At 68.1% G+C, this 13,190-nt stretch carries 8 protein-coding genes; all 8 read right to left on the bottom strand.

Features of this window, described 5'->3' with window-relative positions; all coding sequences use genetic code 11:
• Positions 1 to 12: 12 nt before the first annotated feature.
• The 8 genes from FHR56_RS05895 to FHR56_RS05860 all read right to left on the bottom strand — a co-directional run bounded on the left by FHR56_RS05895 (position 13) and on the right by FHR56_RS05860 (position 12,922).
• Complete coding sequence (locus FHR56_RS05895) at positions 13 to 2,397, bottom strand: methyl-accepting chemotaxis protein (protein WP_160946673.1); 2,385 nt, start codon at positions 2,395 to 2,397, stop codon at positions 13 to 15.
• A 103-nt stretch (positions 2,398 to 2,500) separates the two neighbouring features.
• Positions 2,501 to 2,863 carry a hypothetical protein gene (locus FHR56_RS05890; protein WP_017910574.1) on the bottom strand — a complete coding sequence of 121 codons (363 nt, stop codon included), beginning with the start codon at positions 2,861 to 2,863 and terminating at the stop codon, positions 2,501 to 2,503.
• Between the two features lie 194 nt (positions 2,864 to 3,057).
• Positions 3,058 to 3,552 (bottom strand): chemotaxis protein CheW, encoded by a 495-nt coding sequence (locus FHR56_RS05885; protein WP_019796102.1) that lies wholly within the window; start codon positions 3,550 to 3,552, stop codon positions 3,058 to 3,060.
• Between the two features lie 122 nt (positions 3,553 to 3,674).
• The gene (locus FHR56_RS05880; RefSeq protein ID WP_184502435.1) at positions 3,675 to 4,457 is read right to left on the bottom strand and encodes a flagellar brake protein; all 783 of its coding nucleotides are present in this window, start codon (positions 4,455 to 4,457) and stop codon (positions 3,675 to 3,677) included.
• 60 nt (positions 4,458 to 4,517) lie between these two features.
• Positions 4,518 to 6,725 (bottom strand): methyl-accepting chemotaxis protein, encoded by a 2,208-nt coding sequence (locus FHR56_RS05875; RefSeq protein ID WP_160946674.1) that lies wholly within the window; start codon positions 6,723 to 6,725, stop codon positions 4,518 to 4,520.
• Positions 6,722 to 7,225, bottom strand: coding sequence for a hypothetical protein (locus FHR56_RS05870; protein ID WP_237473114.1), 504 nt, complete (start codon positions 7,223 to 7,225; stop codon positions 6,722 to 6,724). The genes FHR56_RS05875 and FHR56_RS05870 overlap by 4 nt, the downstream gene beginning before the upstream one ends.
• A 276-nt stretch (positions 7,226 to 7,501) precedes the next feature.
• Positions 7,502 to 9,997, bottom strand: coding sequence for a methyl-accepting chemotaxis protein (locus FHR56_RS05865; protein WP_160946675.1), 2,496 nt, complete (start codon positions 9,995 to 9,997; stop codon positions 7,502 to 7,504).
• Between the two features lie 666 nt (positions 9,998 to 10,663).
• Positions 10,664 to 12,922, bottom strand: a complete 2,259-nt coding sequence (locus FHR56_RS05860) for a methyl-accepting chemotaxis protein (RefSeq protein ID WP_160946676.1) — start codon at positions 12,920 to 12,922, stop codon at positions 10,664 to 10,666.
• Positions 12,923 to 13,190 lie beyond the last annotated feature (268 nt).

The following is a 13,190-nucleotide window of genomic DNA, read 5'->3' as shown; positions in this document are numbered from 1 at the left end:
GCCGGGCCGGGCTCAGAACTCCTGCCAGTCGGAATCGGCCAGCGCGGGTTCGACCTTGCGGGCGCGCACCGCCGCCGGCTTGGCGGAGGCGACGGCCGTCGGCTTCTTCGCCACCGGTGCCGGCTTCGGCGCGGCCACGGCCTGCGGTGCATGCACCACCGCGGACTGGGCCGACTGCTCGACGCGGAAGATCGACACGGACTCGATCAGCTGGCCGGCCTGCTCTTCCATCGAGCGGGCGGCGGCGGTGGCTTCTTCCACCAGTGCGGCGTTCTGCTGGGTGGTCTCGTCCATCTGGGTGACGGTCTGGTTGACCTGCTCGATGCCGGCCGACTGCTCCTGCGAGGCGGCGGCGATCTCGCCCATGATGTCGGTGACGCGCTGCACCGAGGCCACGATCTCGGTCATGGTCTGGCCGGCCTGGCGGACCAGGGTCGAGCCGTTGGCCACCTGGCCCACCGAGGCGTCGATCAGGCCCTTGATCTCCTTGGCGGCGTTGGCCGAGCGCTGCGCCAGGGTGCGCACTTCGCTGGCCACGACCGCGAAGCCGCGGCCCTGTTCGCCGGCGCGCGCCGCTTCGACGGCGGCGTTGAGCGCCAGGATGTTGGTCTGGAACGCAATGCCGTCGATGACGCTGATGATGTCGCCGATCTTCTTCGAGGAGGCCTCGATGCCGGTCATGGTCTCGACCACGCGGCCGACCACATCGCCGCCCTGCGAGGCGACCGAAGCGGCGCCGGCGGCGAGCTGGTTGGCCTGGCGCGCATGTTCGGCGTTCTGCTTCACGGTGGAGGTCAGTTCCTCCATCGAGGCTGCGGTTTCTTCCAGGTTGGCGGCCTGCTGTTCGGTGCGGCGCGACAGGTCGTCGTTGCCGGCGGCGATCTCGCCGGCCGCGGCGTTGATCGCGTTCGCCGCCTGCTGGATACGGCCGACGATGGCCGCCAGTTGCTCGGCGGTGGCGTTGGCGTCGTCGCGCATGGTCGCGAACACGCCCTGGAACTCGCCGTGCATGCGCGCGGTGAGGTCGCCCTGCGACAGCGCGGTCAGCAACTTGGACACTTCGCCGATGCTGTCGCCGTTGGCCTGCAGCAGGCCGTTGAGCTGCTGTGCCAGCTGCAGGAAGAAGCCGTGCTTGCCGTCGAGGCCGACGCGCCCGCTGAGGTCGCCGGCGGCGGCCGCGCGCACGATCTTGGCCACTTCCTGCTCGACCTGGGCTTCCAGGGTGCGGTCGCGCGATTCGCACACGAAGCCGATATGGGCGCCGTGCTGGTCGCGGATGGCGGTGATGGTCTGGGCGATGCGCGCGTCGGCATAGGCCATCTCGCGGTCCATCACGCCCTTCTTCTCCAGCTCCGCCAGGGTCTTGGGATCGTGCTGGTTGCCGTACTCCAGCACCGTCACCGGCGAGCCGACCAGCGGCAGGCTGGAATCGAAGGCCGGCGCGACCGAATGGATCTGCTCGGCGTACTTGTCGGTGAGGCCCTGCATCGAGGGGTTGGCGTAGACGATGTTGTAGTCCAGGTCGACGATGAACATGCCGATCGAGGAGTTGTCCAGCGCGGTACGGATGCGCAGGTTCTCGGACGCGACCGCGGCGTCGCGCTCGATGCGCCCGCGCAGGTCCTGCTGCATGCGCTTGAGCGCCTGCATCAGCTCGCCGAATTCGTCCTTGCCGTTGGCGTCGATATGCCCGTCGAGCTTGCCGCCGGCGACGTCGCTGGCCACCTTGACCGCGTCGCGCACGCTGTTGGCCAGCATCCGCCCGAACAGGAAGGCCATGCCGATCGCCGCGCCCAGGCCGATCAACAGGCAGACCAGCAGGGTCGCCGAGGCCTTGCCGTAGGTGCCGCTGGCGGCGTCGGCCGCGACCTTGGCCTGGCGGTCGTTCTCGGCGATCAGGGCGACGACGTCGTCCACCACCTTGTTGTGCAGGGTGCGGGTCTCGCCGGTGAAGGTGTCGATGGCGTCGTCGTGCAGGTCCAGCTGCAGCATTTCGTTGACGGACTGATAGGAGGCGCTGGCCTTCTTCCAGTCGGCGACCAGTCGCTGGTAGATCGTCTTTTCCTGCGCGCTGCCGATCTTGGGCGGATAGTCGGCCAGGATCTTGTCCATCTGCTTCTTCAGCGCGATCGCGCGCGCCGCCGATTCCTTCTTCAGCGCATCGCTGCTGCGGATCAGGCTCTGGTAGGCCGCGTTGCGGTACTCGCCCAGGATGCCGCGCATCTCGCCGCCGGTGCGCACGCTCGGCACCACCTGCGACGACACATTACTGGTCACGCCATTGAGCGAGTTCAGACCGCGATAGGCGGCCACGCCCTGGATGAGCATCAACGCCAGCACGACGCCGAACGCCAGCATCAGTTTGGGCATCACCTTGAGATCTTTTATCCACTGCATGAGCGCGTTTCCCGTAATTCGGAGGGGGCGACAAGGGGCAAGAACGGCAAACGCCGCCACGCCGGACCGTGGGTGCACGGGTCCAGCGCGGCGGCGCGGAGGCTTACTTGATGGTGGCCAGCTTCAGGCTGGACGGCGCGCTGACCTGGATCTCGGCGCGCGAGCTGTCGCGCTCGATCTTGCCGATCACGCACACGTCCTTGCCTTCCAGGGTCTCCGGCGCGAAGCCGAACTTGCTGCGGTCGGCGCCGGCGATGCGGGCGGAGAAGGTGTGGCGCGGGAACATGCCGCCCATGTACAGGAAGGTCGGCTCGCCTTCGGAATTCTGCGCGTACTTGGCTTTCTCGACCTTGCCGCAGACCATGCCGTCCTTGCCGACGAAACGGGTGGCCATCTCCGGCGGGATCATCTGCTGGGACTGGGCGAAGGTGCTGGGGCTGGCGGCGAGCAACAGGACCAACAGCATGGGAAAGCTCGGTTTCATGACAAGACTCCTTGAGGACGGGGGATGAAGTGAGGGCTGTGTGATGGCCAGCCACCCTTCAGCTATCGGCATGAAAACGGTTAACTTGATTCTCACAACTGATAAACAGTTCGCATTTCAAATAAAAAAACCCGCCGTGAGGCGGGTTCGTCTACAGCCGGGCGAGCCGTCGTCCGTCAGGCGGCTTCGTCGACGTGGGCGTGCTGCTGGCCGAACTCGGCGCTGTCCAGCAGGGTCTCGATGTCCAGCAGAATCAACATCTTGTCGTCCTGGGTGCCGATCCCGGAGATGAAGCGGGTGTCGACCGCGGCGCCGAACTCGGGGGTCGGGCGGATCTGCTCTTCGTTCAGCGGGATCACGTCGGAGACGCTGTCCACGACGATGCCGACCACGCGGTTCTCGACGTTGAGCACGATCATCACGGTGAAGGCGTCGTAGCGCGCCTCCTTCAGGCGCAGCTTCAGGCGCAGGTCGATCACCGGCACGATGGTGCCGCGAAGGTTGATCACGCCCTTGATGTACTCGGGGGCGTCCGGGACTCGGGTGACCGAGTCGTAGCCGCGGATTTCCTGCACCTTGAGGATATCCACGCCGTAGTGTTCTTCGCCGAGGGTGAAGCTGAGGAATTCGCCGCCGGTGGCGCCGGAGGTGGAGGTGGTCTTGTCGTTCATCGTGTGCTCCTGGTGCGCACGGGATTGCGGATGATGGCGTGGGTGGGGAAGCGCGACTCTGATGCTAGATCGGCGCGGCGCCGCCGAACTTTAGACCCCGGGCGGCCGACGGTTGCCGGCGTTCAGGAAAGCACGCCGCTCTTGCGGGCGCTGCGCCGGCGCTCGATGCGGAACACGTAGCGCTGGATCGCCGCGTCGGCGCCGCGCGGCAGGTCCAGGAAGCGCATGCCTACCCGCAGGGTGTCCTGGCCGTTGGCGAGCTTGGAGACATACATGTTGCAGACCTGCAGGGTCAGCCGGATGGCATCGGCATCGGGCAGCTGCAGGATGCAGTTCGGGCAGCTCTGCTGCAGCTGCGGCATGGGTTGGCCCTGCACCAGCGCCACCGCCAGGCCGCCGCCGCTGATGTCCACCACGCGCAGCTTCAGTTCGACCTGGCCGGCGTCGTCCTCGAAACGCAGCACGCACAGCGGCGATTCGGTGACCGGGGTCTCCAGGCGGAAATGCTCGCGCCGCTGCAGGTAGTACAGCGATTCCGGCAACGCGGCGAGGAAGCCGGACTGGCCGTTGCGATCGGTGCGCTGGGGGCGCTCGATGCGGAAACGCACCCGCACCTTGTCCAGTTGCGCGAAGCACAGCAGGTACTCGGCCTGCTCGGCGGCGCGATTGGAGGCTTCGTTGACGCTCAGGTCCAGCAGCACGCTGTCCTCATCCAGCTCCAGCAGCGCGGTGGAGAAGGCCTGATCGCGGCCGCCCACGTGCGCACTGACCTGCGAGCGCTGCTGGATCAGCGACTGCAGCAACTGGCGGATCTGTCGCGGCTTGGTCAGCAGGAAGCGGTCGTCCTCCACCTCTTCTTGCGGCGAAGACGGGACGGGAGAGTCGCTGGGAGTGCCTTCGGCCATGGTGGACAGTGGGTACGGGAGGTGGGTGGGGCGGCACCGCGTCGGATCGCCCCACGCATGCTATCGGCTGAGCGCCGCGTTTTTGTAGCCCGGCTGCGCGTTGCCGTCAGTGGCGACGGCGCTCAGCCGCGGGCGCTGCTCCAGGGTGAAGGATGCCACGGCGCGTGCCAGTGCGCCTGCCTCCTGTTCCATCGAGCGGGCACTGGCGCTGGCTTCCTCGACCAGGGCGGCATTCTGCTGGGTGGCCTCGTCCATCTGCGCGATGGTCTGGTTGACCTGCTCGATGCCGGCCGATTGCTCCTGCGAGGCGGCGGCGATGTCGCGCATGATGTCGGTCACGCGCTGCACCGAGGCCACGATCTCGCGCATGGTGCCGCCGGCCTGATCGACCAGGGCCGAGCCTTGGGCGACGCGGCCGACCGAATCGTCGATCAGGGTCTTGATCTCCTTGGCCGCGTTCGACGAACGCTGGGCGAGGGTGCGTACCTCGCTGGCGACCACGGCGAAACCGCGGCCCTGGTCGCCGGCACGCGCCGCTTCCACCGCGGCGTTGAGCGCCAGGATGTTGGTCTGGAAGGCGATGCCGTCGATCACCGAGATGATGTCGGCGATCTTCTTCGAGGAGGCCTCGATGCCGCTCATGGTGGTGACCACCTGGCCGACCACGCTGCCGCCCTGCGAGGCGACCGCCGCGGCGCCGACCGCCAACTGGTTGGCCTGGTGCGCATGCTCGGCATTCTGCTTGACCGTGGAGGTCAGCTCTTCCATCGAAGCGGCGGTTTCCTCCAGGCTGGCGGCCTGCTGCTCGGTGCGCCGCGACAGGTCGTCGTTGCCGGCGGCGATCTCGCCGGCCGCGGTGTTGATCGCATCGGAGGCGCCCTGGATCTGCCGCACGATCGCCGACAACTGCTCGGCGGTGGCGTTGGCGTCGTCCTTCATGTTGGCGTACACGCCCTGCAGGTCGGCATCGATGCGCCGCGACAGGTCGCCCTCGGCGAGCGCGCGCAGCATCTGCTGGATGTGGCCCAGGCCGGAGGCGCTGGCGGCGAGCATGGCGTTGATCTGTTCGCCCAGTTGCAGCAGGAAGCCGTGCTTGCCGTCCAGGCGGATGCGCCCGCCGAGGTCGCCGGCCACCGCGCCGCGCACGATGCCGGCGATCTCTTCTTCCACCGCCACTTCGTCGGTCCGGTCGGCCCACTCCACCACGAAGCCCAGGCGGTGGCCAGCGGCGTCGGTGACCGGATTGACGATCAGGCGCATGGTATGGCCGCCGACGCGGATCTGCGCACGGTGGGTGCCCTTCAACTCGGCGAGCATGCGCGCCTGGTGTTCGGGATGGCGATGGAACACGTCGATGGTCTTGCCCAGCAGCGCGCTGGCGTCGAACTGCGGCAGGTCGCGGCGCAGGTCGTCCTGCACGTCGCTGAGCATCTGCAGCAGCGGCCGGTTGACGTAGACGATGCGGCGCTCGGCGTCGGCGATCATCACGTTGGTGGTGACGTCGTCCAGCGCGCTGCGGATGCGCTGGTTTTCGCGCTGGGCCTCGCTGTCCTGCTCGCGGCCGTGCAGCAGTTGCGCATTGGCCGCGACCAGGGTGTGGGCGATGGAGCCTTCCGGCAGGGTCAGCGCACGGATCGCCTCCGGCAGCGGTTGCTGCTGGGCGATGGCGCGTGCGGCCTGCGCCAGGTCGTGCGGATCGTGGCCCACGTCCAGCAGTTGTCGGCGCATCTGCACCGCCATTGGCACCAGGATCGCCGCTTCCACCGCCACGTACAGCGCGTGGATCGCCAGGATGCCGAGCCCGGCATCGGCGGTGAACACGCGCACCGGCAGGCCGCGATGCTGCAGCCAGAAGAACAGCACGTGGTGCACGGCGATCGCCGCGGCGGCGGCCACGATCGGACGCCAGTCGCGGTAGTACAGCAGCAGGGCGATCAGCAGGATGACCCCGAAGTGCACCTCGATCATGCCGCCGGCCTGCTGGATCAGCGCGGCCGCCAGCACCATCAGGCCCAGTGCCACGGTGCAGCGGCTCAGCAGGCTGCCCGGGTACAGTTTCACCTGCAGGGCGATGACCGCCAGCGTCGGCAGGCTGACCGTCAACCACAACGTCCACGCGCCCTGATGCCAGGCGGCGGCGAGGCTGGCCAGGGTGGCCAGGACCGCGACCGCCACGAACAACCGGTCGGCCTGTGCCGCCAGCCTCTGCAGATAGACATAGCGCTCGTGGCCGATGAGAAGACTGCCTGGGTGAGGCGACGCGCTCATGCGAGGGATTCCTTGGAGTCGTTGGGGCATCCGCACGTGGCGGGTGAGATCAGCGGCGATGCACCGCCGGTGACGAGCAAGCGTGGGATCAGTGCAGCCGCGGCGATGGACGTGCCGCATCCGGCCAGTTGTGCCGGGCCGGCATAGACCAGACGGGCCTGCGCATCGAAGACGATGAGCGCATAGGGCAGGGTCGGCGGTGCCGCGCGGTCGCGCAGGTCGACGCTGAGAATGCCTGGCAGGGGCGCCGTTGCCGGTGCGACGCACGCGCAGCCGGCCACGCGCAGGCGGAACGCGACGGGCTGGCCGGCGTTGGCGGCGGCCGGCGCGAAGGCCAGCAGGCGCGCCCGGATGCCCTCGGCGCTGGCCGCCGATGGCGGGGTGGCGGACGCGACCAGGTGCACGACGGCCCAGACGCTCCACATCGCCAGCAGCACCAGGCCCAGCGGCAATCGCAAAAAACGCCGCGGGCGGTCGGCATCGAGGGTGCGCATCTGCATGGAGGACCGGCCAGGACGGCGCCGGCACTTACCGGCTGTTCACGTTATCGACAGCGCCTATGGTTCCTTAAGGTGGTGTTCATCACATTTCACACTATGGTAACGATGTCACTTCCCGATTTGCGGCAAGCGCTGTCCCGCCGGCCCGGAAACGCCATCGGCCGCGGAGGGCGCCGCGGCCGATCGGTCTTCCGGGTTGCCGTCGCACGAGGCGTGGCGCCGTCGAGCCGGTTGGATGGCTGGCAGGACGGCGCCCGCGCGACTGCGCGTGCCGGCTCAGGCGAACGCGTGCGCCGACCTGTGCGCGGACAGCACCGCCGGCGCGCGCGTCGATGCCGCGGCCTCCACCCTGAACACCGCCACGGCCTGGCGCAACTGTCCGGCCTGTTCCTCCATCGCGCGTGCGGCGGCGGTGGCTTCCTCCACCAGCGCGGCGTTCTGCTGGGTGCTCTCGTCCATCTGGGTGACGGTGCGGTTGACCTGCTCGATGCCGGACGATTGTTCCTGCGAGGCGACGGCGATTTCGCCCATGATGTCGGTGACGTGCTGCACCGAGGTCACGATCTCTCGCATGGTGCTGCCAGCCTGTTCGACTAGGGCCGCGCCCTCGGCGACCTGCTCGACCGAATCGTCGATCAGGGTCTTGATCTCCTTGGCCGCGTTGGCCGAGCGCTGCGCCAGCGTCCGCACTTCGGTGGCGACCACGGCGAAGCCGCGGCCCTGTTCGCCGGCGCGCGCGGCTTCCACCGCGGCGTTCAAGGCCAGGATATTGGTCTGGAAGGCGATGCCGTCGATCACCGAGATGATGTCGGCGATCTTGCGTGACGCGGCCTCGATGCCGCTCATCTTGTCCGAGACCTGGCTGGCCAGCACGCCGCCCTGCGCAGCCACCGAGGCGGCGCCCGCGGCCAACTGGTTGGCCTGGCGCGCGCGTTCGGCGTTCTGTTTCACGGTGGAGGTCAGTTCCTCCATCGAGGCCGCCGTCTCTTCCAGGCTGGCCGCTTGTTGCTCGGTGCGCCGCGACAGGTCGTCGTTGCCGGTGGCGATCTCGGCCGCGGCACCATTGATGCTGCCGGCGGCGGTCTGGATCCGCGACACGATGGCGGCCAGTTGCCCGGTGGTGGCGTTGGCGTCGTCGCGCATGGTCGCGAACACGCCCTGGAACTGGCCATGCATGCGCGCGGTCAGATCGCCGGCGGCGATGGCGCGCAACAACGACGACAGCGCCTGCAGATTGCCGTCGGACGTGGCCATCAGCTGGTTGAGGCTGTCGACCATCAGGCGGAAGTCGTATTGGAAGCGTTCGGCGTCGCCACGCACGCTGAAGTCGCCGGCCGCGGCGGCCCCGGCCAGGTGCTTGATCTCGGTGTTCATCGCGGTCAGGTTGTGCTTGACCGTGTCCATCGTCGCGGTCAGGCGGGCCTTCTCGCCGGGCAGGCGCTCCATATCCTCGGACAGGTCGCCGATCGCATAGCGGCCCATGATCTGCGCCAAACGCTCGGTCACCGCGATGTGTGCGGCGGCCAGCGCGTTGCTGTCGCGGACCATGCGGCCGTAGTCGCCGGGGAAGGCGCTTTCGTCCATGCGGTAGCTGGTCTGACCTAGGTCGTGGCGGCGTGCCATCTCGGTCTGTGCGGCCAGCACCTCGCGCAGTTGTTGCTGCATGCGGTGCATGTCGGCCAGCAGCCGTCCGCTTTCGTCGCGGCTGGGGACCACGATGCGTGCATCCAGGCGGCCCTCGGCGATGTCGGCGGCGACGCCCGCGGCACGGCGCACGTTGCGGGTCAGGATGATCAGGGTATGCACGCACACCGCCGCGATCAGCAGGGTCAGCAGGCCGAGCCCGGCAACGGCGGTCCACATCGCCTGCAGCGATGCGTCCAGGTGCCGTTGCGACTGGCGCTGCAGCGCCTGCAATGCGGTGGCGCTGAGGCCGTGCAACGCCTCGTCCCAACCATGCAGGGCCGCGTTCCAGTGCTGGCCGGCATCGGCGCTGCCGCTGTCCAGGGCTTGCGCCAACTGCGGCAGGGCGCGCGCGGCGACGTCCGTTTCGGTGGCGACGGCGCGCGACAGGGCCGGATCCGGCTGCTCCAGCAGGCCCAGGGCCTTCTTCAGTTCATGCTGCAGGCGGGCCTGATCGCGCGTGAGTTCGGCGATCTGCGCACGTAGCGCCGGCGTGTCGGCGCCGGCCTGGGACGGATCGCGCATCGCATCCAGGCGGGTCAGCGTCTCGCTGGTGACCGGGGCGTAGATCAGGCTGCTGACCACCAGGTGGTAGCTTTCCACGTAGGGTGTATAGACCAGTTGGCTGTCGTCGCGCAGCGCGTCCAGCGCGTCGTCGGCCTGGTCTGCGACCGCGACGACGTCGCTGCGCTTGGTCTGCAAGGTCTGCTGCAACTGCGCCAGGGCCGCCGTGCTGCGCTCGAAGCCGGGCAGGGCCGGGACGGTCCGCTGCAGTTCGTGCAGCGCCCGGTCCGCGGTGTCGCGCGCCTTCGCCGCGTCTGCGGCGTTGCCCACTTGTTCTTCCTGCAGCGCCCCGAGCAGGACCAGCATGTCGCGCAGCGGCGCGTAGCTGCGCAGTTCGGCGCGGCTGACCTCCACGCCGTCGCTGAGCGTGCGCGTGTACAGCAGCAGCGGGATGGCCAGCCCGATCAAGGCCAGGACCCCGATCAGGCTGAGCTTGCGCGCGATGGGAAGGTCGTGCCAGACCCGTAAACGGGAGCGGCGTTCGGAGGCGGGCGGAGCGGCGTGGTTCGCGGGATGCGACGTCATTGCGCGGGTCTCAGAGGAAGAGCGAAAGAAGGCGGGCGATCCACTGGGATCCGCGCCATGGGAATGCAGGGTGCAACCGGATGGCCGCCGAGCGTCGCCTGTCCAGGCGCGCGCATGCGGTGGAATCGGCAGCGCTCGACCGGGTCGGGCAGATCTTTAGCGGCCGCCGTAGACAAATGTTGAACCTGTCATGATGACCGGGTTAAGTCGCCGCCCCTGATGGTTGGCCGAGGCAGAGGGACGCATCAGGCGGGAGATACGCCGCAAGGCGTGGCTCGGATGCAGCATGCGTGCGCTTTTTCGCGCGCCTTGGCCCGCAGGCGTCATGTATGCCGGGCAGGGGCGTTGTCAGTGTGGCCTGGCGGACATCGGAGTGCAGCGTTGGCTGCTGTGTGATCGGGCGGATGCGAGCGAGGCATCGCGCCGCCGATGACTACGACCGTGGGTCGCGGGGGCTGCATGTGTGTCAGCGTGGGATCGCGGTGATGTCAGAGACGCGATTGAAATGAATGTCAGACGGATGCGGCTGTGGTCACAGCCGGTCCGGCTCGGGGCGGCATTTGCGCGAGCCTCGGGACATGGCGGGACGGCAGCCGATCGCAGTGTCGACCGGCTGCCAGATGCATCCTCGCGGCGTCGGTTGCCGGGCGGCCGGCCACCGTGGGCTTAGAACTCCTGCCACGTGTCGCCATTACTTGCCGCGGCCGCGGCCGCACGCCGCGCGGTTGGCGCTTGCGGGCCGGCGCTGGCCTTCGCCACGGTTGTGATGGCCGGCTTGGCCATCCGTGCGGGCGGCGCGCTGCGGGCCGGCGCCGGCCGCGCGATCGTGGCGACATTGTCGATCTTGAACAGCGCGACCGCATCGCTCAGTTGCACGGCCTGTTCTTCCATCGACCGTGCGGCGGCCGTGGCTTCTTCCACCAGGGCCGCGTTTTGCTGGGTGGTCTCGTCCATCTGGGTGACGGTCTGGTTGACCTGCTCGATGCCGGCGGATTGCTCCTGCGAGGCGGACGAGATCTCGCCCATGATGTCGGTGACGCGCTGCACCGAGGCCACGATCTCGGCCATGGTCCTGCCGGCCTGGTCGACCAGGGCCGAGCCGGTGGCGACACGGCCGACCGAGTCGTCGATCAGGCCCTTGATCTCCTTGGCAGCGTTGGCCGAACGCTGCGCCAGCGTGCGCACTTCGCTGGCGACCACGGCGAAACCACGGCCTTGCTCGCCGGCGCGCGCGGCTTCGACCGCGGCGTTGAGCGCCAGGATATTGGTCTGGAAGGCGATGCCGTCGATGACCGAGATGATGTCGGCGATCCTCTTCGACGAGGCTTCGATGCCGCTCATCGTCTCGACCACCTGGCCGACCACGCTGCCACCCTGCGACGCCACCGAGGCCGCACCCACCGCCAGTTGATTGGCCTGGCGCGCATGCTCGGCGTTCTGCTTGACGGTGGAAGTCAGCTCTTCCATCGACGCCGCCGTTTCTTCCAGGCTGGCGGCCTGTTGCTCGGTGCGGCGCGACAGGTCGTCGTTGCCGGTGGCGATCTCGCTGGCGGCGGCATTGATGCTCACCGCAGCGGTCTGGATGCGGCCGACGATGTCGGTCAACTGGTCGGCGGTGGCATTGGCGTCGTCGCGCATGGTGGCGAACACGCCGTGGAACTCGCCGTCCATGCGGGCGGTCAGGTCGCCGGCGGCGATCGACTGCAACAGCGCCGACAGCTTGCCGAGATTGCGATCGCTGACCTCCATCATCGCGTTGAGGTCCTGCACCATCAGCCGGAAGTCGTGCTGGAAGTGCGCCGCATCGCCGCGGGCGCTGAAGTCGCCGGCCGCGGCCGCCGCCGCCAGGCGCTTGATCTCGGTATTGATCGCCAGCAGGCTGGCCTTGGCCGCGTCCATCGATTCGTGCAGCACCGCGCGGCTGCCGGGCAGGCGGCGGGCGTCGCGGCGCAGGTCGCCATTGGCATATTCGTTGAGGACGCCGATGGCGTCGACGATGGCGTCCAGGTGCTCGAACATCATGGTGTTGATGCCCTTGCTCAAGTCGCCGTACACGCCGGGGAAGTCCTGCGGCATGCGGTGGCTCATGTCCTTGTCCGCATGCAGTTCGATCATCAAGGCGGTTTCGCTGGAGAACCGCTGCAACTGGGTCTGCATGCGGCCCATCGCGATCAGCAGGCGGCCGGGTTCGTCGCGCGCGGTGGTACTCACGTCGTTGTCCAGGCGCCCGTCGGCGATGGCTTCGGCGGCGCGGGTGGCGCGGCCCAGCGGCCCGGTCAGGCTGCGGGTGATGGTCCAGCCCAGCAGGCCGCTGACCAACAGGACGGCGAGACCGCCGGAGATCAGGACGATGCGGCCACGCGCCATCGCCGCCGAGGAGACCGCATAGGCCTCCTTGCTCAGGCGCCGCTGCAGATCGGCATTGGCGCGGATCGCGGCCTGCTGCTTGTCCATCGCCACCGCCGCATCGCCGAGCAACAGCGCCTGCGCCTGCGTATTCTGGTCCTTTTCGCCCAGCGCGAGCACCTGATCGTTCAGTTGCATCGAGCGCGCGCGCGAGGCCTCGATGGTGTCCATGGCCTGGCGCTCGACCGGGCTGGTGGGCATCGCCGACAATGCATCGTGCGCGGCCTTGTAGCGCGCACGGTTGCTCTGCACGATGTTGATCATCTTCTGGTTGGCCGCATCCCCATCGACGATGGTGATGGCCAGCAACCCGATCTGCACGTTGGTATTGGCGTCGAGCATCTCGTTGGAGAGCCGCACCTTTTCCATGTTCCTGTTGACGATGCTGTCCAGCTCGCGATGCGCCCTGGCCATGGTCAGCAAACCCATGGCGACCAGCAGGCCGGACAGCAGGATGAGGATGCCGAACGCCATGCCCAGGCGCCGACCGACGTTGTAGCGTTGCAGAAGTGCGTTCATAGCCGACCTTTTGGGGGACAGAGGGAGCCGGGTCGTAACGCTGGCAATCAGCGGTTGCGACGCGACCTGGTGATGCCTTGTCGCACCCTCAATATCGACGTGTCGGTGAGAAGTTGAGCATTTCTCACCGAGTTGTTGGCAGCCGGTTAGGAAGCTGTCTGCCTTCCGACTCGCGTCGTTCGGAGAGGGCAGAATCCGACGTTGTTCCGACATGCGCTGGCGGGTAATGCACCGGCGTATACCTTGCGTATCGCCGGCATGTGCATGT

This window comes from Xanthomonas sp. F10 (assembly GCF_014206815.1).
Lineage (GTDB): Bacteria > Pseudomonadota > Gammaproteobacteria > Xanthomonadales > Xanthomonadaceae > Xanthomonas_A > Xanthomonas_A indica.
This window is presented reverse-complemented; position numbering and strand designations above follow the sequence as displayed.

Bases quoted from the DNA above. Each gene is read 5' to 3' on its own strand.
- FHR56_RS05895 (WP_160946673.1), bottom strand. From the start codon at position 2,397: ATGCAGTGGATAAAAGATCTCAAGGTGATGCCCAAACTGATGCTGGCG.
- FHR56_RS05890 (WP_017910574.1), bottom strand. From the start codon at position 2,863: ATGCTGTTGGTCCTGTTGCTCGCCGCCAGCCCCAGCACCTTCGCCCAG.
- FHR56_RS05885 (WP_019796102.1), bottom strand. From the start codon at position 3,552: ATGAACGACAAGACCACCTCCACCTCCGGCGCCACCGGCGGCGAATTC.
- FHR56_RS05880 (WP_184502435.1), bottom strand. From the start codon at position 4,457: ATGGCCGAAGGCACTCCCAGCGACTCTCCCGTCCCGTCTTCGCCGCAA.
- FHR56_RS05875 (WP_160946674.1), bottom strand. From the start codon at position 6,725: ATGAGCGCGTCGCCTCACCCAGGCAGTCTTCTCATCGGCCACGAGCGC.
- FHR56_RS05870 (WP_237473114.1), bottom strand. From the start codon at position 7,225: ATGCAGATGCGCACCCTCGATGCCGACCGCCCGCGGCGTTTTTTGCGA.
- FHR56_RS05865 (WP_160946675.1), bottom strand. From the start codon at position 9,997: ATGACGTCGCATCCCGCGAACCACGCCGCTCCGCCCGCCTCCGAACGC.
- FHR56_RS05860 (WP_160946676.1), bottom strand. From the start codon at position 12,922: ATGAACGCACTTCTGCAACGCTACAACGTCGGTCGGCGCCTGGGCATG.